Origin of the sequence: Bacteroides finegoldii DSM 17565, from assembly GCF_000156195.1 — a bacterium.
Lineage (GTDB): Bacteria > Bacteroidota > Bacteroidia > Bacteroidales > Bacteroidaceae > Bacteroides > Bacteroides finegoldii.
On the sequence record NZ_GG688321.1, the window covers coordinates 134,773 to 157,340 of the forward strand.

At 49.7% G+C, this 22,568-nt stretch carries 18 protein-coding genes and 1 pseudogene; 16 read left to right on the forward strand and 3 right to left on the reverse strand.

Annotated features, from left to right (window positions below; genetic code table 11):
• Positions 1 to 23 precede the first annotated feature (23 nt).
• The 7 genes from BACFIN_RS12655 (at position 24) to BACFIN_RS12625 (ending at position 11,087) form a co-directional block, all read left to right on the forward strand.
• Positions 24 to 6,575, forward strand: coding sequence for a hypothetical protein (locus tag BACFIN_RS12655; RefSeq protein ID WP_007751561.1), 6,552 nt, complete (start codon positions 24 to 26; stop codon positions 6,573 to 6,575).
• 129 nt (positions 6,576 to 6,704) lie between these two features.
• Positions 6,705 to 6,938 carry a hypothetical protein gene (locus BACFIN_RS12650; protein ID WP_007562474.1) on the forward strand — a complete coding sequence of 78 codons (234 nt, stop codon included), beginning with the start codon at positions 6,705 to 6,707 and terminating at the stop codon, positions 6,936 to 6,938.
• A 375-nt stretch (positions 6,939 to 7,313) separates the two neighbouring features.
• On the forward strand, positions 7,314 to 8,615 hold the full coding sequence (locus tag BACFIN_RS12645; protein ID WP_007562471.1) for a reverse transcriptase domain-containing protein: 1,302 nt from the start codon (positions 7,314 to 7,316) through the stop codon (positions 8,613 to 8,615).
• Entirely contained in the window at positions 8,612 to 9,097 is a 486-nt protein-coding gene (locus BACFIN_RS12640; RefSeq protein WP_007562469.1) for a DUF4376 domain-containing protein, read from the forward strand. Before BACFIN_RS12645 ends, BACFIN_RS12640 begins: the two co-directional genes overlap by 4 nt.
• Before the next feature lie 185 nt (positions 9,098 to 9,282).
• Positions 9,283 to 9,525 (forward strand): hypothetical protein, encoded by a 243-nt coding sequence (locus BACFIN_RS12635; RefSeq protein WP_007562467.1) that lies wholly within the window; start codon positions 9,283 to 9,285, stop codon positions 9,523 to 9,525.
• 66 nt (positions 9,526 to 9,591) lie between these two features.
• Positions 9,592 to 10,230, forward strand: coding sequence for a thymidylate synthase (locus tag BACFIN_RS12630; RefSeq protein WP_007562465.1), 639 nt, complete (start codon positions 9,592 to 9,594; stop codon positions 10,228 to 10,230).
• Positions 10,227 to 11,087 carry a DNA adenine methylase gene (locus tag BACFIN_RS12625; protein ID WP_007562461.1) on the forward strand — a complete coding sequence of 287 codons (861 nt, stop codon included), beginning with the start codon at positions 10,227 to 10,229 and terminating at the stop codon, positions 11,085 to 11,087. Before BACFIN_RS12630 ends, BACFIN_RS12625 begins: the two co-directional genes overlap by 4 nt.
• Before the next feature lie 508 nt (positions 11,088 to 11,595).
• Here BACFIN_RS12625 and BACFIN_RS12620 read toward each other — a convergent pair.
• Positions 11,596 to 12,114 carry an HU family DNA-binding protein gene (locus BACFIN_RS12620; protein ID WP_007751564.1) on the reverse strand — a complete coding sequence of 173 codons (519 nt, stop codon included), beginning with the start codon at positions 12,112 to 12,114 and terminating at the stop codon, positions 11,596 to 11,598.
• Between the two features lie 250 nt (positions 12,115 to 12,364).
• Between BACFIN_RS12620 and BACFIN_RS12615 the strand changes: the two genes are divergently transcribed.
• A complete protein-coding gene (locus tag BACFIN_RS12615) occupies positions 12,365 to 12,598 on the forward strand; it encodes a DUF4248 domain-containing protein (protein WP_007751567.1) in 234 nt (77 codons plus the stop codon).
• 1 nt (position 12,599) lies between these two features.
• On the opposite strand, the gene BACFIN_RS12610 is transcribed toward BACFIN_RS12615, so the two are convergent.
• Positions 12,600 to 13,124, reverse strand: a complete 525-nt coding sequence (locus tag BACFIN_RS12610) for a hypothetical protein (RefSeq protein WP_007751569.1) — start codon at positions 13,122 to 13,124, stop codon at positions 12,600 to 12,602.
• 171 nt (positions 13,125 to 13,295) lie between these two features.
• Here BACFIN_RS12610 and BACFIN_RS12605 point away from each other — a divergent pair, with 171 nt between their 5' ends.
• The 8 genes and pseudogenes from BACFIN_RS12605 (at position 13,296) to BACFIN_RS12570 (ending at position 21,847) form a co-directional block, all read left to right on the forward strand.
• Positions 13,296 to 13,667, forward strand: a complete 372-nt coding sequence (locus BACFIN_RS12605) for an SH3 beta-barrel fold-containing protein (RefSeq protein WP_007751571.1) — start codon at positions 13,296 to 13,298, stop codon at positions 13,665 to 13,667.
• Positions 13,664 to 13,813: pseudogene (locus tag BACFIN_RS23695) on the forward strand (molecular chaperone DnaJ); the annotation flags it as partial. The gene BACFIN_RS12605 and the pseudogene BACFIN_RS23695, both read left to right, overlap by 4 nt.
• A 151-nt stretch (positions 13,814 to 13,964) precedes the next feature.
• Positions 13,965 to 14,714, forward strand: coding sequence for an HNH endonuclease (locus BACFIN_RS12595; RefSeq protein ID WP_007751575.1), 750 nt, complete (start codon positions 13,965 to 13,967; stop codon positions 14,712 to 14,714).
• Positions 14,714 to 15,154 (forward strand): N-acetylmuramoyl-L-alanine amidase, encoded by a 441-nt coding sequence (locus tag BACFIN_RS12590; protein ID WP_007751577.1) that lies wholly within the window; start codon positions 14,714 to 14,716, stop codon positions 15,152 to 15,154. Before BACFIN_RS12595 ends, BACFIN_RS12590 begins: the two co-directional genes overlap by 1 nt.
• A 37-nt stretch (positions 15,155 to 15,191) precedes the next feature.
• On the forward strand, positions 15,192 to 16,235 hold the full coding sequence (locus BACFIN_RS12585) for a DUF4373 domain-containing protein (protein ID WP_007751581.1): 1,044 nt from the start codon (positions 15,192 to 15,194) through the stop codon (positions 16,233 to 16,235).
• Positions 16,236 to 16,511: 276 nt separating this feature from the next.
• Complete coding sequence (locus BACFIN_RS12580; RefSeq protein ID WP_007751584.1) at positions 16,512 to 19,718, forward strand: SusC/RagA family TonB-linked outer membrane protein; 3,207 nt, start codon at positions 16,512 to 16,514, stop codon at positions 19,716 to 19,718.
• Positions 19,719 to 19,735: 17 nt separating this feature from the next.
• Positions 19,736 to 21,226 (forward strand): SusD/RagB family nutrient-binding outer membrane lipoprotein, encoded by a 1,491-nt coding sequence (locus tag BACFIN_RS12575; RefSeq protein WP_007751586.1) that lies wholly within the window; start codon positions 19,736 to 19,738, stop codon positions 21,224 to 21,226.
• 36 nt (positions 21,227 to 21,262) lie between these two features.
• Complete coding sequence (locus BACFIN_RS12570) at positions 21,263 to 21,847, forward strand: lipid-binding protein (protein ID WP_007751588.1); 585 nt, start codon at positions 21,263 to 21,265, stop codon at positions 21,845 to 21,847.
• A gap of 198 nt (positions 21,848 to 22,045) precedes the next feature.
• On the opposite strand, the gene BACFIN_RS12565 is transcribed toward BACFIN_RS12570, so the two are convergent.
• The gene (locus BACFIN_RS12565; RefSeq protein ID WP_032839482.1) at positions 22,046 to 22,444 is read right to left on the reverse strand and encodes a response regulator; all 399 of its coding nucleotides are present in this window, start codon (positions 22,442 to 22,444) and stop codon (positions 22,046 to 22,048) included.
• Positions 22,445 to 22,568: the final 124 nt, after the last annotated feature.

Consider the following 22,568-nt stretch of genomic DNA (forward strand, 5'->3'; position numbering starts at 1 on the left):
GATTATTATAAAAGGACAGTATTATGGCAAAAAGGAAAATAAGCGGAATCATCAACGCGACTGAACATCCGATGAATCTTGAAACACCATGGAATCAGAAACAGCCGGACGGCACCTATCATGCCTATGCAGGCGATGACATCGAAGCGTTCCTGAAGAAGGAACTGTCAAACCGTACCCCTACCGAGGAACTGGTGAGCGGCGAGACGAAACCTCCTACATCCGGAACGGTGTTCGATGCGATGGTGGGTACGGTGACGGACGTGGATGTGCAGGACAGCGAGGACGGCACCCAGTACGTGATGACCGTCAAGCAGAAGGACAACCAGGGCGGCGAGAGCTCGAAGGAAGTGCGCTTTTCCAAGTACACGGACGATGACAAGGTGGTGGTGAACATCGACCTGACGGACAGCGGCGGTGCGGGACTTCCCGCCTCGCAGTATCTGGCACTGGGCAGCGGCTTTGTGGTGAAATACTCCGTAGGTGTGGGCACTGCCGGTGGCGGTACGGTGGACGGCTACAGCGACCTGAAAGCCCGCGTGATCGTGAAACGCGGTTCGACCGTCATCAGTGAGTTCCGGGATGCGGAGTTTGTGGGCGTTACAGCCGGACAGAGCTATACCTTTGACGCTTCGCCCTACCTGAAGGATGCCACTGCCTATACCGTACAGGTGGAAGCGCAGGCAACTTACCAGGACGGCACGCTGATGAAGACGGCCACGGCCAAGGTGACCATGGTGGCCATGGAGCTGGAGACCACCTACTCGGCGGGCAACGGGCTGGCCGACGGGGGATATAAAAATGACGTGAACATCCCCTTTACTGCCAAGGGCACGAGCGGTGAGAAGAACATCTACTACCGCGTGAACGGCGGACAGGCCTTTACCCTCGGTCTTTCGGCCGGCAGCGGTGTGCAGCAGAAGAACGTGACCATCCCCCTGACACAGATGCAGGAGGGTACGAACGTGGTGGAAGCCTACGCGCAGCATGAGAACTCCGGTGTGGTGAGCCGGGTGCATTACATTACGCTGCTGAAGGCAGGCGGAGGTGTGACAGCGTATGCCGGCCTGATGTTCAGCCACCGGGCAGCGGGGTTCCAGCGTGACTGGAAACACCCGGTGCTGGAGGCAGAGCAGTTCACGGCATGGAACTTCACGTATGCCGGCTATGACCGCGATGCGTACACGGCCCGTGTGAAAGTGACCGACCGGGGCAGCGTGGTGAAGGAAGACCTGCTGCAACGCGGTGAGACCGGCAGCTACGGACGGACGAACGTGAACGTGGAACCGTTGGACTACCGTGTGTCATGCGGCGATGCCGTGCTTGAGGTGCAGGTGAACACCACATCGCACCCGGACATTGAAGCCACGCTGGCACCGGATGCCGTGTGTACGTTTGACGCCTTCGGGCGAAGCAACACGGAAAACAACCCGGCAAGCTGGGTGAGCGGTGACAAGCGTATGGAGTTCCGGGACGTGCTGTGGAGCGTGAACGAATATGGTGCCGGTAGCGGCTGGCACAAGGACCGCCTGCTGCTGGCCGGTGGTGCAGGTATGACCCTGACCGCTGACGGCGGTTACCGCCCCTTCAACGAGGCGGACAAGCCCGAGGGATTTGCCATCCGTGACGTGGGCATGACGCTGGAGATAGAATACAGCACGGCCAACGTGACGGATACGGATGCCGAGCTGATCACCTGCCTGGGGCAGCTGGACAACGGCAACCGGTACGGGCTGATTGTGACTCCGGAAGAGGCCAAGTTCCTGACCGGTGTGGTGACCGAGGCGATGGATGCCGGACAGGTGCTGCGCTATGAAGACTCGGTGGGTACCAAGTTCCAGCCGGGTACGAATATCCGCATTACCTACGTGTTCTATCCGAACGTGCAGACCAACGAACAGCGCACGCTGATCGGTTTCTATGTGAACGGTGAAGAGTCGGCTGCTTCCAAGTGGCTCGACAAGGTGAATTTTGACATTCAGAGCCAGTTGGAATTTAAGTCGGCAGGTGCCGACTTGAACGTGAAGAGCGTGCGTATCTATAACAAGGCGCTGACCTCGGACGAGGTGCTGAACAACTACATCGTGGACCGCAACCACCTGGAGGATGCCGACGGGGAACCGGGCGTGCGCTCACTGGATGAGGACAACCGCGTGCTGAATGAAGGAGATACGGTGAGCATGGAGAAGCTGATGGGGCTGATGAAGAAGCGCCGGAACTCGATCCTGGTACTGATAGGCACGGGCAGCGTGGGCAGTGAGGTTCCGAGCGAGAGCGACACGCTGAACGTGGTGGATGCACTGGCCCAGCTGAACGACAAGAAGGCCAACAAGCTGGTAAGGGAGGTCCGTTTCTATAACGGAGAGGACAGGACGCTTGACTTTATCCTTACCAACGTATATGTCCGTATTCAGGGTACTTCTTCCGTGAACTATGCCAGAAAGAACTTCCGTTTCTACTTCCAGAAGACGGCAAGCGGCTGGACGGTTACATTGAGCTACGGGGAGATTGACGGAAACGGCAGGCAGAAGAATCCGGTGGTAACTACCGGCAAAAAAAATCTCTTCAAGTTACGCAGGAACTCGGTAGGCGCGAAGCTGGCATGTTCCAAATGCGACTTCTCGGACTCGTCCATGACCACCAATACCGGAGGTGCGAAGCTTATCAATGACGGACTGAAAGAGATGGGGCTGCTTACGCCTGCCCAGCGTTACGCCAAAGACCATGGGCTGGAGGATGATTACCGTTCGGCCATCGACGGCCTGCCGTGCGACCTGTTCGTAGCGAAGAGTGCCGACGAAGACCTGACCTATTACGGCCAGTACAACATGAACAACGAGAAGAGCGACAGCTACCCCATCTTCGGGCAGGATGAGACCATCGGCGGCGAGAAATGGGGCGAGGGCGACACGCTGAACTACCTGGAAGCCGACGAGGAAGGACACAAGCAGTACCTGCCCGTCTGCTTCGAGACGCTGAACAACTCCAATCCGCTGTGCCTGTTCCACTGGTTGCCGAGTACCGAACCGGAGCATAAGGATTTCATGGACTACAACTTTGACGGAGGACTGGAATTTAATCATCCGAAAGATACCTTCTGGTCGGACGGAGGCGGTGACGCGGAGGAAGAACCGAACCTGAAAGACCACCTCGGTACCGGTGACAAGTACGACAAGATGTACAAGGCCACCGACCGCATGATGAGTTTCGTCTACCGGTGCGTAAAGGAAACGCCTGCGGGCAGGAACATGGTTTACAGCACGGAATCCCATTCGTTCGAGGGGGTGGACTATGAGGACGACGGCGACAAGTTCCCTACCGCCAAGTGGCAGAGCGATACGTTCAGGAAAGAGGCCGGGAAGTATTTCGACCTTCCCCACCTGATTGCCTACTATCTGTACGTGCAGTTCAACCTCGGCGTGGACCAGCTTGCGAAGAACATGCTTATCCGCACATGGGACGGTGTGAAATGGTCGATTGACTATTATGACGGCGACTGCCAGCTCGGTTCTGACAACAAGTCGTTCCTGACCGGGAAGTATGACGACAACCGCCAGACGAAGCGCGACGGGGCTTATGTGATGCAGGGTCATAACTCGTGGCTGTGGAACCTCATCGTGGCCAATTGCTGGGACATGATTGTGGAGATTATGGTGAGCGGATGGAACGGGGGCGCAAGCTTCATGAGTGCTTTCAGTATCCAGAAAGCCATTGACCATTTCGATACCGAACAGATGAAGAAGTGGTGCTCGCGCCTCTATAACAAGTCCGGCATCTTCAAATACATCTACCCGTTCCTGAACGAAATGCCGGTGGGTGCGGACGGAGCCAAACAGACCTATCCGCAAATCTACGGTCTGAAGGGTTCGTTGAAAGCACACCGGAACTACTTCATCCAACGCCGGTATGACCTGAAGCAGGTGGAGTACGGCTATGTATCCACGCTGGGTGCCCAGTTCTACCAGAGTACGGCATCGCTGGACAAGGCCTACACGCTGAAACCGATGCAGTACCGTCTGACCATTCCGTACCGTGTGCAGCTTTCCACCAGCAACGGCGTGCAGGCCGACAGCGGCGTGGTGGATGCGGACGTGCTCCACTCGTTGCAGCTGACCCGTGCCTTCGGTGAAAATGACCCGTTGAAGATCATCGGTGCGGCGAAAGTCAAGGAACTGGTTTGGCATGAGGATGCGTTCGCAATCGGCTTCAACTTCGGTCTGCTGACCTCACTGGTAAAACTCGACATGAGCGTGGAGAAAGCCAGCGGTTACCGGAATGGCTCGTTCATGGCTTCGACGAACGGCATGCTGCTTCTGGAAGAAGTGAACATGCGGAACAACCGGCTGGCCCGGAACGGGGACAACGGCAATGTGGCTACTTTGGACTTGAGCTGGCAGGGCCGCCTGAAGAAACTGGACGTGAGGGGTACGGGGCTGACCCGTGTGAAACTGGCCACCGGTGCGCCCGTTGTGCAGTTATGCCTGCCGGACACGATTGAGGAACTGTTCCTGGAATATCTGACCAAGCTGTCCGACAGTGGCCTGATACTGGAAGGCATCAATAATGTGCGGGGCTACCGCTACACCAACTGCCCCGGCATCGACGGGTTCGCTATGCTGGAACGCCTTCACCAGGCCAGACTGAACGGCAGCGGCAAGCTGGAACGCTTCGTGCTGGAGATAGACCGGGAAGACGACGGAACCCTGCTGAAGAAGTATTACGACTACGGAACGTATACGCAGACGGGTGCCGTGGATGACCGGCATTCGGGACTGAGGGGCAAGCTGACCCTGACGAAGTATCTGGCTGATGAGGAACTGGAGAAGTATGCCGCCCGTTATCCGGAACTGACCATCAAGCAGCCGCCCTATACGATGATTGAGTTTGACGACAGTGTGGCCGACGATGCCAATGTTTCGAACCTGGACAACAAGACGGGGTACAAATTCGGCAATACGTACAAAATGAGCGGGCATGTGAATGCCATCCTGTCCAAGCGCCACCGCGTATTGGCCAAGGTGACCAGGATGCCCACGAGTCGGAAGGTGGAGATAGCCGGGCAGCAGGTGGAAGTGAACAACCCGGACGGGGAGATGACCTATTTCCCCCTGCATGACGAAAGCTCGAACTTCTATGCCGATGCGGAGGATATGAACGACTGTACGGTGGCGAAGCTGGACGGCAGCGAGGGAGACTGGATGATGTATGAGCCGTTTTACTGGAGCAAAGGCATCAACGATTATTTGAACAACAAGAAGTACGCCTGCTACAGCAGTTATCCGGAGGACGAAATGCCCCCGATTCCAGATGCGACAGTACTGACACTGGATGCCATCAAGGAGACACAGGGCGGCTGGTTGGGTGAGCGGAAGATCATGAGCGGCAAGCCCACGCTGATGGAATCCTATACGACGGACAAGGCTTATTCCGTGTGCAAAGTGGACGTGTCGGGTTACAGACGTGTCCGCTTCCCGAGCGTTCCAGGAACAGGGCTTATCGGCAGTGTGTTTGCTGATGCGGAGGGAAACATCCTGAAGAGTATTGTGGTGCCGACCATCGGCTTGAAATTTGAAGCCGGCATGTATCTGATAGCAGACGTTCCGGAACGTGCTACAGCCCTGCATTTCTCCATTCTGAACACGGCAGAGTTTGACTGCGTGGTGCTGAGCAACAGCGACAAGATAGAGGACATGGAACCGGATTGGGTGGCCAATGAGGAACATCTGTGTGCCGTTGTGGGCAGTTCTGTAGTGGGCAGCAAGTTGCGTGCCTGCATAACCGGAGCTTCGACCACGGCAAGCATGACATGGACGGACTTCCACTATTACAGCCAGCAGCGTGGCATGCAGCAGATAGATGCCCTGATGCACAGCCGCATCGCGAACCTGAGCTATGCAAAGTACGGGCGTAGGGACATGCAGGAACAATGCGGTGCCGGTCAGCATAACAATAACCGGACAACGGGTGGAACGGCCGACCATGGAATGACAGACACCATCGGCTATGACGAAGCGTATGTCATCAACAACAAAATCACGAATTCGCTGATTGACGGCTTGGTGCATCAGTATGCCTGGTATAAGAGCCGGGACGAATACGGACAGGCGACCGTGGTGCAGGTGAACAATATCTGCTGCCTGGGCTACGAGGACATCTACGGCAACAAGTATGACATGATGGACGGCGTGGATCTGCCGAATGACAGCGGCAACCAGGGCAAATGGCGCATCTGGATGCCTGACGGCAGTATCCGTATGGTACAGGGCAAGAAGGACAGCGGTCAGTGGATTACAGGCGTGGCGCACGGCAAGTATATGGACATGGTTCCGGTAGGTAATTTGAACGGATCATCTTCCACCTACTATACCGACATGTACTGGATAAGCACCGCTACAGTCCGTGTGGTCTATCGCGGGTGCTACTATGCGGCTGCGTATGGCGGTGTGTCGCTTGCGTATGCGAATAGCGGTGCTTCGAGTACGAATGCGAGTGTCGGCTCGCGTCTGGCCTTCCGCGGCAAAATCGTCCGGGCGCAAAGCGTGGCAGCGTACAAGGCGATACGCGAGGTGGCGTAAGCGCAAAGCGCCAAAGCGTGGAGCGAAGCGACTAAAACGAAAGAACGGGATTCGGATGGTTTCCGAATTCCATTTAAAAGGTATTCAAATACCGGCGAAGCCGGTCGAAAAAATAGAATTTTGAGGTATATGAAAAAGATTATCGCATTTTTAAAAATGAGTAACCGTTACAAGCATCTTATCGGTGGTTTGATGGTAGGTCTATTGGGATTTACTCCTTGGACGGCCTTTTATGCTGCGGCCATTGCAGCTTCCTGTCTGGAACTGAAAGATACTCTTCGGGGAAGTCCTTGGGACTGGATTGATTGGGGGCTCACCGTCGCGGGTGGCAGTATATCCGTTTTATTTTGGATGATAGTGTAATTCGTTTATCTGTTTTGCCTGTTAAATCAGTAACTTTGCAAGCGGTAGAGTTCCCCAATAGTCCGTGTGGTCTATCGCGGGTACAACAATGCGAATGCGAATGGCGGTGTGTCGAATGCGAATGCGAATAACGATGCTTCGAATACGAATGCGAATGTCGGCTCGCGTCTGGAAATCTAACAAATCGGCGTACAGCAGCGGGGACGTGTCCCCGAAGCGGTGCCGAGGGGAGCAAGCCACAGCAACAGCACCAGAAAAGGTGGAAAGCTGAAAAATCACGCGTCGGGTGGAGTTTGGTAGGCTGTTATCAGTTCGAAGAAGTCAGACCCGGGGAAAGGAAGGCCCTCATCTTCCATGTTTATTAACCAATAGCTTATGCGCAGGGAAGGATATATTATCGAGGAAATCATCGAATACTCCAATATGTCGGAGGCATTCGATTCGGTACTTCGCGGAACCGATCGTAAGAGGTCAAGGCAGGGACGATTCCTGCTTGCCCATAGGGAGAAGATTATCACCGAACTGACGGCTTCCATTGCGGACGGCTCATTCCGGCTGGGCGGCTACCATGAGAGGGAAATTGAAGAATACGGTAAAAAACGTATTTTGCAGATCCTGTCCATGAAAGACCGCATCGCTGTGTTTGCCATCATGAATGTGGTGGACCGCCACCTGCAAAAACGTTATATCCGGACAACCGGTGCAAGCATCAAAAGGCGCGGTACTCATGACCTGATGAACTGCATACGTACCGATTTGCAAAAAAATCCGGAAGGCACGCTTTACGCATACAAATTTGACATCCGGAGGTTTTATGACAATGCGCGGCAGGACTTTGTTATGTGGTGCTTCCGGAGGGTGTTCAAGGACAAAAGGCTGTTGGTCTTGTTGGAGCGGTTTGTTAAGCTGCTGCCGGAAGGTATCAGTTTCGGACTGCGCAGTTCACAAGGGGCAGGAAATCTGCTTCTGTCTGTATTTTTAGACCACTATCTGAAGGATAAGTACGGGGTTCGTTATTACTATCGCTATTGCGATGACGGACTGGTACTCGGTAAAACGAAAGCGGAATTGTGGAAGATTCGTGATGCTGTTCACGGGCAAATGGGAAAAATAGACTTGGAAATAAAGCCGAATGAACGGGTGTTCCCTGTGGAAGAAGGCATTGATTTCCTTGGCTATGTTATCCGTCCCGACTATGTAAGATTGCGGAAACGCATCAAACAGAAGTTTGCCCGGAAAATGCACGAGGTAAAATCGAGAAAAAGACGGCGGGAACTGATTGCCAGTTTCTACGGCATGACGAAGCACGCCGACTGTAATAAGTTGTTTAAAAAATTAACAGGCAAAGAAATGAGAAGTTTTAAAGACTTGAATGTCGCTTACAAGCCGGAAGACGGTAAAAAGCGATTCCCCGGAGTGGTGGTAAGCATCCGGGAACTGGTAAACTTACCCATTGTAGTGAAGGACTTTGAGACCGGTATCAAAACCGAGCAGGGAGAAGACCGCTGTATTGTGGCCATCGAAGTGAACGGCGAGGCAAAGAAGTTCTTCACCAACAGCGAGGAAATGAAGAATATTCTCGCACAAGTAAAGGAAATGCCGGATGGTTTCCCGTTTGAAACGACCATCAAGACAGAGACATTCGGCAAAGGTAGAACCAAATACGTGTTTACATGAGAAGAGTTGAAGGAAGTTCCGGGGTTTCGCTGATGGAATGCACGAACCCGGTTAAAGACAAATGGCGCATCCGATGGGATGTGCAGGAAAAAGAGAACGGCTCTGCCTCCTACATGGAAGAGGAGTTCGGGCATAAGCCTACTGATGAGGAAATCCACACATTGGTTATGTCCTGGTATAACAGCCAGACTGATGCGGCTATCCTATCCGGATTCGCCTATAATGGTGCCCATGTATGGCTTTCTGTGGAGAACCAGTACAACTATAAGGCAGCATACGATTTGGCCGTTCAGACGGGCGGAGAAACCCTGCCAGTGACGTTTAAGTTCGGTTCGGATGAACAACCGGAATACCATACTTTTACTCAGTTAGAAGAACTGAAAGATTTCTATACAAAAGCAGTAGGATTCATTCAGACAGTTCTGGCTGAAGGCTGGGAAAAAAAGGACAAGTTCAATTTGGAATTATATCGGATTGAGTGATTGACAATCCCTTCGGGGGAGGGATAAAAAAAGCCCCCGGCCTGTTAATATAGACGCCAATCATTTATTAACACAAAACGCCACGAGAGTGCGCGACCGGGGGCAATGCCCTCTGCCGCACTCTCGTGGCGTTTTTACGCATTAAATAAATGATTGGCATTGCAAAAGTACAAAAATGATTGGATATGACATTGTTTGAAGCACTTAAATTTAACAGAGAACCGCTTGAAATGCTTATAAGTTTGGGCGGCAAGCAGGATGACCTTCGATTCATAGACTTATATACGGAGTATGAGGTCATGAAAAAACAAGGTGAAAAGACCACTTATGCAGTGGCGTTTTTGGCAAATAAATATTCGGTAAGCGAACGTAAGGTGTATGATGTTATCAAACGGTTTGGAAAGCACTGCACGCTCGGTGCAGTGTGATTGATGTGCCGGGGATGCCTTGTGTTGTCCGGTAGAGCTACCTTTGTACAACCAAAAATAAAGCTCATGAATAAGTATTACCAGACATTAGACAAGATACTCCAAACGGGCAAAATCCAGACCAATAGGAAAGGGCGTATCAAGTATCTATTAAACGAAAGGCTCATGCTAACCCCCGCTGATTTACTTGACATATTTGAAAGCCACGGGATAGCCAGGAAAAAGCTGAAAGAGGAATTGAAACTGTTTATGCAAGGAGTCCGGGATGTGGAAAAATACAAAGAGGCAGGGATTACCTGGTGGGATTATTGCGGCCATACCCTTGTAAACAGCTATCCAACTTACTTTGAAAAGCTTCCACCCCTCATAACCAGGATTAACCGGGAAAAGCGCAACAGCAAGAATTATGTCCTGTTTCTTGGAGAAACCGGGGTGGAAAGCAACCAGGCACCCTGCCTGAGTCTTGTGCAGTTCCAAATTGATGAGGGAGAATTGGTGCTATCTGCATATCAGCGTAGTTCTGATGCGAACCTTGGGCTTCCGGCTGATATTTATCATCTTTATCTGATGGCAAGGCAGGTGGAGCTTCCCCTGAAGTCCATAACCCTTGACCTTGGAAATGTGCATATATATGAAAATAACATTGACCGGACTCTGGAACTGTTATCCGGAGTTGAAAACATTAAATTTGACTTGAACGTATGAAGAATATGAATTTATCTGCACCACTGCCATTTGTAGGCCAAAAAAGAATGTTTGCTAAAGAGTTTATTAAAGTTTTGGAACAGTTCCCTGAAGATACCGTGTTTGTGGACTTGTTTGGCGGTTCCGGACTTCTTTCGCATATAGCCAAAAGAAGCAAGCCCGATGCTACTGTTGTCTACAATGACTTCGACAACTACCGGTTCAGACTGAAAAATATCCCACAGACAAATAAACTGCTTGCCGATATTAGGGAGCTGGTGGGTAATTCGATACCCAAACATAAACCAATTAAAGGGGAACTTAGAGAACGCATTTTTAAACGTATCGAGGAAGAAGAACTAAATGTTGGGTACGTGGATTTTATAACCTTATCATCCTCACTTATGTTCTCCATGAAGTATAAATTGTCTGTAGCCGAAATGCGCAAGGAAGTCCTTTATAACAACATTCGCAAGACCGGTTATCCGGAGTCTTCTGACTACTTAAAAGGGCTTGAAATTGTATCATGCGACTACAAAGCAGTATTCAACCAATATAAGGATGTTCCCGGAGTCGTCTTTTTAATTGATCCGCCTTATCTTTCCACTGATGTTGGTACGTACAATATGTATTGGCGCTTGTCTGATTATTTGGATGTTTTAAAGATACTCGAAAAGCATTCCTTCGTTTATTTCACATCCAATAAATCCTCCATACTTGAACTGTGTGAATGGATTGGAGCAAACAAAACCATTGGCAATCCTTTTGAGGGTTGTACAAAAAAGGAATTCAATGCCCACATGAATTATTCTGCCGAATATACAGACATGATGCTGTATAAGAAACAGGAAAAATTAGTTCATAAAACAGCTGCTTAGCACTGAACAAAGATACAATTTTTCAAGTAGAAGGCCAAACTTTTGAGCCTTATTTTAATGCCGTTATAAAGCCATTTTTTATGAAATTATAAAGCCGAAACAGAGGTCATTACAAAACTTTTGTTTCGGCTTTTTGAGTGTTGCGCGCTTTCCTTTTTTGAACGCTTCGTTTTGTCCTTTTCCCTGAAAATCGAACGCTTCGTTTCGGATTCTGCGGAAATTTGGATTTGCGGATTATAACGGACTAAGGTAATAGTAAGGGGGATTTTTCATCTCTTCACTTACAAATAATAAGCGAGCCAGCTTCATTTTTCCACAATTTCCACAAACAGCAATCTACTCTTTACGGCGTCTGCGGAAACGCAATATTGCCTCAAGAATGTCAAGCAATTTTTCCAACAACAATTTCATAAGCTTCTGTTTTTAAATTTTTTTTTCAATCCGGTCTCTTAAAATCCTCTCTTAAAATCCAGTCTTAAAATCCAGTCTCTTAAAGTCCGTTTCCTCATTATTCAGACGGATCCGGAGCTTCTCCGCTACCGTTTCCGCCATCCGGTTTCTTTCCGTCGTCCGGATCTTCACCTGAATCATCGGCAGCGACAAACGAGCCCGCCACATCCTTGACGTGTACAAATTCCACTCCGGAAGTCAGCGCACGGGTAGCGCTTCCGTTCGCCTCACGTGTATACTCCGGTGTAAACTGACAACGCAACGAAGTAATCTGCGCGCTGCTGACTTTACTTTCAAGCTCCACCCCTTTCCCGTTCGCCTTAGCGATCATGGTAAACGTTCCCAAGCCTTCGAGGCGTACCGTGCGGCTATTAAGCAACTGTTCCCGCATCACGGACATCAGATTACGAATCACATTATGGACATCACCCGCCGTCAGCGAGGCTTTTTCCGCAATCAATTCCGCCATTTTCTGCGTATTGACTGCCTTCCCGAATTTCACCAGACGGGGATAATACAATTTCTGTCCTTCCTTGTTGGCAAGCGTTGCCTGATAAGGTTTGTAAATTAATGGCATACTGTTTCCTTTTTTTTAATGATTGATAAATTAAATTCCTCTCTGTAACCGATTACGAAAGCAAAGGTAACCGGAAGGAAAAAAAACGTGAACCATAACGTACCGACCTGTCACAAGAGACAGCAACCCGGCACGAGTCCGCACAAACCATGCCCACAACCGCTTCTGCACAACACATCACCAATCAGCCTAAAAAGCCTTACCTTTACAAACATAGAATCTGATAAAACCCCTTAAAAGACAACCGACAATGAAAGCAGAAACATCCCCTTCCATCCGCATCCGGACTTATAGCAAAAGCCAGTTAGCGTCCTTCTACCTGCCCGATATACAAACCGCCTCAGCACGCCGCACCCTGCGGGGGTGGATAGCCAAAAATACAGAATTGCAGGCTGCACTCGCCCAAACGGGATACAGCGAGAAATCCATCCTGCTTACTCCGGCACAAGTAGGGTTGTTTTTCCGTTTTTTAGGAGAACCTTGATTCACTTTTTCTTATTTGTTTTTTTCCTATCTGTTTTATTCTTATCTGTTTTATTCTTTTCCGCCTCTTCCTTCTTCATCTCCTCCCAATCTTCAACAGATATAATTTTATCCTCAAAGAGTTCGATATCCATTACCAGATGGTGCCGGTTTATAACCCGGCACTTCACTTTCGCCGAATCTTTCAGTAAAAGGCATACAACCGCACACAGTAATCCGGGAAGGGCTACAACGATTTTAGCCTTTTTGAGGACACACGCGCTAATATTAAATAACGTCGTAAAATCGGGTATTGAAGTACTGCCATCCCAGACGCAACTGAACACACGTCTCACCGAAGAAGTCGAACTATTTGAATTATTTACAATATAACATTCCGGTATATCATTCTGCTTATCTATTTTCACCAAATAGTCCACAATCTCTTTTTTTGTGCTATCATCGCAATGCCGAAGTCCGGTTACCTTACAGATTGCATCACTATTACTTGTCACTTCCGACCCTCTTTTTACCAATTTCTTTGCCATTTTCCTATTGTATTAATTAAAAATTTCCACAAAGAACGGCTATTTCTCTTAACATTCATGTTCACGCTTGACACATTCTTCTTTAATTCCTCATTTATGTGTCAAGCTCGGACAATCTTTCCCCTTTCCATTCCCTACTTTTGCCCCATAATCAAAATAAACCGAAGAACAATGACCAAGATTAAAGAAGAGCATTCTTTTCAACGGGTGCGGCTCATGAAACAGGCAGCCGCCATCCGGCAAAACAATGGTATGAACCGGCACGACGCACTCGTCACCGCCCACCGGATAGGCGCCCTCATCCGGCAGATGCATCACGGAAATGTCCGCTTCCACTACACCAGACAAGACGGCAGCGTCCGCCACGCCATCGGCACACTCACCGGATACGAACACAGTTTCCACCAACCTTATATTCCACGACCGGAAAACACGTTCGTCGTCTACTACGACATCGAGGCAAAAGGATGGCGCACGTTCCATGCGGAAAACTTTCTGGACATCGACGCCGAGGACGAACCCGAAAAGACGAGAACAGAATGAACCGGCAGGAACGAGAAGAATGGGAAATCCTTTGCAGGCAGTACAATGTAGACTCCCTGCAAGAAGCCATTCAAGGCTGCCGGGAAGAACTGGAGTTTCTTATCCATTGCGCCGAAAGGCTCGAACCCCGCACGGAGGAGGAAGAAACGCCGTTTAACATATCCAGTCCACGCCGTTTCTATACACCGGGAAACGCCGTTCTTGGAATGCAGGAAACGCCGTTTCTCCACGCGGAGACAAAAGAACAGACCGTTTTTTAACAGAATATAATTTTATTAACGTTTACCAATATCAAGTATGGAAAATTGGAGATTTATCGAAGAAAATCCCGACTACATGGTCTCGGACCATGGACGGGTGTTGAGTTTTAAAGGCAAGTCGAAACTGATTCTCTGCACCACGATCGCAGGAGAAGGCTACGAGCAGACAGAGCTCATGCAAAAAGGAATCTACACCAAATACTACACGCATCGTCTGGTAGCTAAGGCGTTCATTCCCAACCCGAAACATCTGCCGCAAGTAAACCACCTCGACGGAAACACGCTGAACAACCACGTGTCGAACCTCGAATGGTGTGACGCACATGACAACATAATGCACGCCATCCGAATGGGATTGCGGCCTCCCGGAAAAACGGGTTCAAAGTATTCGGGTGTTCCCTGCGCCGTAACGGACGCAAGTGGAAATACACTCCGCGCCTACCCGTCCATGCAGGCGATGAGCAAAGGAGAACACATGAATCCCGCATTCATAAACTGGCTCAGACTACAGTTGCGCTATCCGGAACGACTACTCCTCCACAACTTACGCGTCCGCCAGCACAGAGGAGACGCTTTTATCATGAAAGAACCCTTACCGTTGTCTCCCGCTCAGGCTGTTCCGCAGTCGTCCCATCATCGGCCTGTCCCGCCTGTACAATCCCCCTGCATCCCGGTCCAGCATCCGGTGAACCGGCAATATTACCGCCAACTGTCGGAAGACGAAGCCATCGCTTTCGGATTCGCCATCTACACAAGCCGCAACCAACAAGAAAGGAGGACGCTGTAATGAGAGACACGATTATCATCCACTGTTCCGCCACCCGTGCGGGACAGGATTTCACAGCCGCCGACATCGACCGCTGGCACCGTGCGCGCGGTTTCCGTTCCATCGGCTATCATTTCGTAATCCGGCTCGACGGAACCATCGAACCGGGAAGGGATGTCTCCCTCGACGGAGCGCATTGCACGGGCTGGAACCGCCGAAGCATAGGTATCTGCTACGTGGGCGGGCTGGACAAGGAAGGCCGTCCCGCCGACACCCGGACGGAAGCCCAACGCAAAGCGCTCATCCGCCTGGTGGAAGACCTGCGGCTCGTTTACCCCGACATCAGACAAGTGATAGGCCACCGGGACACCAGCCCCGACCGCAACGGTGACGGCATTATCTCGCCCAACGAGTTTATCAAGATGTGCCCCTGCTTCGACGTACGCAACGAGTTCCGATAAACCGCACAATGTATCACTTTTTAAAACTTAATTTATCATGGCACGCATTTCCAAACCCGGATTAGATTATTTCCCCCTAGATGTCAATTTCCTGCAAGACCGGAAAGTGCGCCGCATCTCCTGCCGCCATCACGCGGCAGGAATTGCCGCGCTCACTTCCCTGCTTTGTCTTATCTACAAAGAAAAAGGCTATTATGTCCTTTGGAACAAGGACACAATGTTCGACATCGCTCAGGAAGCCTGTTGCGAGGAGGAGGAAATGCAGGCCATCATCGACGATTGTCTGTCGGTGGGATTGTTCGACACCTATATATATAAGGAGTACGGGGTGCTGACCTCGCAAGCCATCCAAGAGCAGTATCACAAAATCATCATCGACAGCCGGAGGAAATACAAATTGCCTTTGGAAAACTTCTGGATGATCAAGGAGGAGAAAGAAGCGAATGATAACGAGGAGGAAACAGAGGAGAGAAAAGAGACAAAGGAGACAAAGGGGGAAAACGGAGGACAGACGAATGAATCCGCAGTAAGTTCGAACAAATTCGCAGCAAGTTCGGGCAAACTTGCAGCAGATCCGGGCAAATTTGCAGCAACAATGCCACAAACAAAACAAGAAACGGATACAGATATTAAAAGTAAACAGGAAATGGAGAGGGAAAATGAAAGCAAATCGGAAACCCGAAAAGACAAAGAGACAGAGAGGGAAGGGAAAATGAGAAAGGAGAGCGAGAAGCCGCCCGTTCCGCCAAACGGCGTTTCTCAGGCTTCGCCTGTTGCTGTAAGGGGTTTGTCTTTAGGGGATTCGTCCGGAGGGGACTTCGAAGCTATACTACGACTAAATATGGAAGCTATCGGCATCCGGAACGAACAGACCGCCAAAGCCATTTTCGCCCTTGCCCGACGAAAAGAACTGGGAGGAATCAACGGCACGCTATGGAAAATCCTCAGTCCCGGATACCGCCCTACCCTGCTCAAAAAGAACGAACCGGGAGATTACATCCTTTGGGCACTCAATCACCCGGCCGAATTTGAAAGCACTTACAACGGAATGCTACAAAAAATGGTGAGGGGAAGAAGCTGAAATAATAAAAAGTCACCCATTTAGCGGAATCAATGATATTTTATTATCAAAACAAACACTTACAACACTTTCCTTATGACACACCAAATAATCTAAAAGCAAGCAAACAACCCATATGACATTTCAAAATCCCATATCAATACCGGAATCCACTTTCAATATGACAGTATTTAGTTAAAAACGCATTACTTTTCTTAGTTTATTATAATTTATATTATCTTTGCAGCCTGTTAGAGAGAAATGATGTGTTTTTAGGTTAAAATTAAGAGAGAATTTATGAAAAGAAAATTGATGTTCTTCATGACCTTCCTATTTATAGGCATAGGTCTGGCGACAGCGCAGACATCCAAAGTGACCGGATTGGTAACATCCGAAGAAGATGGACAGCCTGTCGTAGGTGCTTCAGTATTAGTCAATGGCACCACTCTTGGTACAATCACCGATATTGACGGTAAATTTACAATCAGCAACGTACCAAGCTCCTCCAAAACCTTACGTGTTTCTTATGTGGGAATGCTCCCCCAGGAAGTGACAATCAAGGAAGGGATTTTAAAAATCGTGCTGCGTTCGGACGCGAAGGCGCTGGACGAGGTGGTCGTTACCGCCTTAGGTATCAAAAGAAGCGAGAAAATACTAGGTTATGCCGCTTCTACAGTGAAAAATGACGATTTGGTCGCAGCCAAGTCAGGTTCCGTGATGTCCGGACTTTCCGGAAAAATAGCCGGTGTAAACATTTCCAGCTCCGGAACGGCCGGTAGCTCACAGAAAGTAATCGTGCGCGGTTATTCCTCTTTCTCCAGCAACCAGCCGCTATACGTCATCGACGGCGTGCCGATGTCCAACAACACCAGCCTCTCCAACGACCAGGGCAACGGTGTCATTGCCGCCAGCGACGCTATCGACTTCGGTAACGGGGCAAACGACATCAACCCCGACGACGTGGAATCCGTCACCGTGCTGAAAGGCGCCTCAGCCACCGCCCTCTACGGCTCGCGCGCCGCCAACGGTGTAGTGATGATCACCACCAAACGCGCCAAACAAGAGAAACTGACCGTTTCGTACGACGGCTCTTTCATGGCTTCCAACGTGCTCCGCGTGCCGCAGGAACAGGACAAGTTCGGACAAGGATGGGGAACGTGGAACAGAGGCGAGAACGGATCGTGGGGACCGGCATTGGACGGCCGGCTCAACGAATGGGGCTCCAGCAAACTGACTACCCCGATGAAAAAGCACTACTCGTTCGTGAAAGACAATCTCCGCAACTTCTACACCACCGGATTCGAGATGAACAACAACATCAGCGTCCGCACCGGTAACGAAAAGATGGGCTTGATGCTTTCTTACGGCAACACCTCCTCTAACGGCGTGCTGCCCAACAATGCCGACAAATACGAACGTAACACCCTGTCGTTCCGTGGCAACATGAAATTCGGCAAGTTCGCCGCCGACGCCAGCATCACGTATATCCGCAAAGACATGACGAAAGCCGCCGCCGGACAAGGAAACGCGGGAGCCACCATGCAGCAGGAACTGATACAGCACCCGGTGGACATCGACTATTCTGTCATGAAGGATTTCAACGACGAACGGTTCAACGGAGACAACTATTACACGTGGTACGCGCAGAACCCTTACTGGGTACTCGCCAACAATAAGAACAACTATCAGGACGACCGCATCTACGGTAAACTGGAATTGTCTTACGAGGTCATTCCCGGTCTGAAGGCCGTAGGACGTCTCGGAGGTGACTTCACCAACGCCCGCCAGAAGCTGCGCACGGCGAAACTGACGTACGCCGACAATTCATACAGCAGCATCGGAGGCAAATCCGAAGAAAAGGGTACTTATACCGAACGTACCGATAATTACGACCAGATCGACGCAACCCTCTTCCTGAGCGCCAACTACAATATCGGCACAGACATCACTCTCGGAGGTACGGCAGGATGGAACCTCAACCAACGGAAATCGTCTTATCTGAAGTCGTTTCTCGAAGGGCTGTTCATGGAAGGATGGTACAATCTGCAGAACGGGACCGACAAGCCCGTCAGCACCAATTACAGCGATTTGCGCAGAACAATCGGAGCCTTCGCACAGGTGGAATTCGGGTATAAGAATTTCTGGTTTGTCAACCTTTCCGGACGCAACGACTGGTCGTCTACACTGCCCATCCACCACAACAGTTTCTTCTACGGAGGAATCAACACGTCCGTCATCCTGACCGATATGTTCCCCTCGCTGAAAAACAACGTGATAGACTTCCTGAAAGTGCGCGCCGCATGGGGACAGACGGGTAACGACGCCGACGTGTACAGAACGCTGGCATACTACATCCCCGATCATATTTCATCCGGCTACGGCTATCTGGACACTCCGTTGAACGGGGCGCTGGGACTGACCGAATACAACCGCCAGCCCAACAACAACCTGAAACCGGAGAAGACTTCCGAATGGGAATTGGGCTTGACCGCCAACTTCCTCAGCAACCGCATCGGCATTGACTTCGCCTACTACGACAAGCTGACCAAAAACCAGATCATCGCGGCAGACGTCGCCCCGGAAACACGCTACACCAGTGCCGTGCGCAACGTTGGCGAAATTTCCAACAAAGGTATCGAAATCGCCCTCAACCTGACTCCGATCCGCACCAAAGAGGTGGAATGGGACTTGGGAGTCACCTTCAGCAAGAACTGGAGCAAGGTGAACAAGTTGTGGAACGAGGGGGACAAGCCTGTGACCGAATACGTATTGAAAACGGCTTACAGCGCCAACTTCGTTGCCAAAGTCGGCGAACCGCTCGGAATCTTCCAAGTGCCCGCCCTCGCTACCGTACAGGACGAGAACAGCCCTTACTACGGCAAAGTGATTGTCGACGCCAACGGTATCCCGACTACCAGCAACAGCGAAATGAAGACGATCGGTTCGTCCGCTCCCGACTTCAATATGGGTTTCAACACCCGCGTGAGCTACAAAGGATTCACCCTTTCTGCTGTGGCCGACTGGCGTAAAGGCGGTTATATGTACTCCTACACCGCACAACTGATGCACTTCGTCGGCAACACTACCCGCTCGCTGTTCAACAACCGCGAACCGTTCGTCGTGCCCAACTCCGTAATCGCCCTCAAGGACGGAGGCTACGCCGAAAACAACCGTCCCGTGACCAGCGACAACATGAGCAGTTATTACAGCGACTCTTACTCAGACAGCCAGTTCGAGAACTTCATCATCCCGAAAGGTTATGTGAAACTGAGGGAACTGGTCTTGTCTTACTCATTCCCGAAAGCATGGATTTCCAAACTGGGTATCCAGCAGCTAGACCTGAGCCTGATCGGACGCAACCTCTTTATGTGGACTCCGAAAGCTAACAATTACGTAGACCCGGAAACCACAACTTTCGGTAACGATATCGCTTCCGAACTGGGAGAATTTGCCGCCTTGCCTTCTACGCGCAATATAGGTGGAGGTATTAAAGTTGTATTCTAAAAAAAAAACGATCGAAGATGAAAAAATTCAAGTATTTATATATAGGTGTATTAAGCGCCATCCTGTCCGGCACGTTCACCTCTTGCGAGGACTATCTGGACGTCAACAAAAATCCGAATTATCCGGACGAATCACAAGTGACGGTAACGACGTTACTGCCGTCCGCATTCACCGGCTCGGCTGCCGCAATGGGGTATTTGTACCAACTCTACGGTTCTATGTGGTCACAGCACTACACGCAGAATCCGTCATCCAGCCAATATATCACGCTGGTCAACTATGCGATGACTTCTTCCAGCGACCTCCGTCTGTGGAGAATTCCGTACGCGGACGTTTTGCCTGATCTCGATCTCGTCATCAAGAAATCGGAAGAGGAAGGTGCGTGGAACTATTGGGTGGTCGGAAAAATCATGACCGCGTTTACTTATCACGTGCTCACCGACGCTTATGGAGATATTCCTTTCACCGAAGCTCTGAAAGGTCAGAACTGCAAATACGACGATAGTAAAACGGTGGTTTATCCCGGCATTATCAAAATGCTGGACGACGCAATCGACAAGGAAGCGGAAGCCTCTGCCAAAGGTCTGAAAACCATGAACGTGGAAGATTATATCTATGACGGGGATATCGCGAAATGGATCAGATTTGCCAAAACTTTAAAGTTGAAGTTGCTCATGAGAGACTTTGACACGAACAAGGCGGAGATACAAACAATGCTCGCTGCCGGTGATTTTCTGAAAGACGACGCAACGGTACACTGTTTCGAGGATGTCGTAAATAAGTCCAATCCGTTCTATGAAAATGACCGCCGACAGTTGAATACGACAAATAATGTACGCGCCTGTACGACGTTGTATAACTATCTAGCCGAATATGAAGATCCGCGCATCGGAGACTTTTACGAGAAGACTGCCGCATCTGACAGAACCGAATACAGAGCGATTCCTTATGGAAACAGAACTTCCAGCGCATATAGCATTTCAACAACTTCGCGTGCCGTAATCGGTGCTACCGATCCTGTTTATTATATGTCAGCGGCCGAAGCCGAATACCTGTTGGCGGAATGCTACGCACGACTGGGAGACAAAGGCAGCGCCAAGACTCATTATGACAAAGCCGTTGAATTTTCTTTCGCCAGATGGAACCATGGCGACAAAGCTGCTGAATTTATTGCAGTTGGAAAACCTTACGAATTCCAAGACACCGACGAAGAAAGTATGCTGAAATGTATCCTTACCCAGAAATGGATTGCCAGCACCCGTTGCCAGGCTTGGGATGCATGGTTCGATATCAACCGCACCGGTATTCCGGAAGTCAGCGAGTATACAACAGACGGTGATCCGGATGATTACGTTTTGGGTACGCTGGCATATAACCCCAACAGTTCGTTAGCTAAGGGTCAGTTTGCTCACCGCTTCATCTACTCAAAAGAGTCGTTGGACTATAATACGAATGCGCCTACGAAAGTTCCGGCAATTACCGAACCTCTGTGGTGGCATAAAAAATAATAAGGATATTGAACAATAGAAAGAAAGGATATATACATGAAACCTATTAATTATTTATTAGTCCTGATGTTCGCAATGGTCACTTTCGTGTCATGCGACACTTATGGAGACTATGAGCAGGAGTTTGCCCCTATATACCCGCTAAGCGGACAATATTACGTCAAAGTGCTGGACGAGAACAATGAGGAACTGGTTATAAGCACAACAAAGGACGATGACGAATCATACAACGTCTACGGAACTTATCTGTATCTGTACAATACAGCAGATAATGATAAGGACAAGTTGTGGATCAAGTTGCCGAATACAAGCCTTTTCAAACAAGGTATTCTAGGCAAAATCAGTTGTAATGTGGAAGAACTCACCTTTAACGGAACAGCAGGCAATATGGTTGCCGATGGAACGACTCCCGTAGGGGAATTTACAGTCACTTCCGGAAAAGTCACTTTAGAAAGCGTTACGACTCCGACAAACGGGAAAGCGGACGGCATCGAAGTGAAATATACGCTGGAAGGCAAAACGTACACCATCAAAGGCTTCCGCCGCACCGGATGGGATGACGATGAAACGTGGGTTGAGCCTATTACTACTCCCGACGATACATCCGGCTCTCAGCCATAAGAACTAATTTCTCCCCTCCTCTTTCTCCCCTCCTCAAAAAAGGGGGGGGATATATCAAAACGCAGATTAACGCAAGTTAGCATAGATTATTCAAACAGGCTCCAAGTCTTGACTAATTCATTTCAATTGATATATTAATCAACGACTTATAGAATCTTTTCTATGATAATTTGCGTTAATCTGCGTTTTATTATTCATTTACCACTGCAAGTCGGGCAGATATTTACTTAGTGTACCACGAAGAACCCCTAGCGTAATCGGCTTCACCAGCACTTCCGTAGCTCCCGCCTTCATCGCATTTTCCTTATCCGAACTGAAAGCGTAGGCAGTCTGCATGATAATGGGAATCGTAGTGTTGGACTCACGAATAATTTTCGTCGCTTCCAACCCATTCATCAACGGCATTTTAATGTCCATCAACATCGCTTTGGCATTTTCGCCGTGTGTTTGAAATAAATTTACCATTTCTTCTCCGTTCCGCGCCCACAGGATATCACATTTTTTACCTATGATCGCTTTAATCAGTTTAAAGTTGCTGTCGTCGTCTTCAGCCACAAGTATAAGCGGTCTGAATTCAGATGTTTGCGTACTTTCCATATTATTTAGTATATTATTTTCCATCTACATCCTTCTATATACTTAAGTTAATATCCTGTCTCAACAAGTTAATATCTTATTTCAACAAGTTAATATCTTATTTCAACAAGTTAATATCCTATTT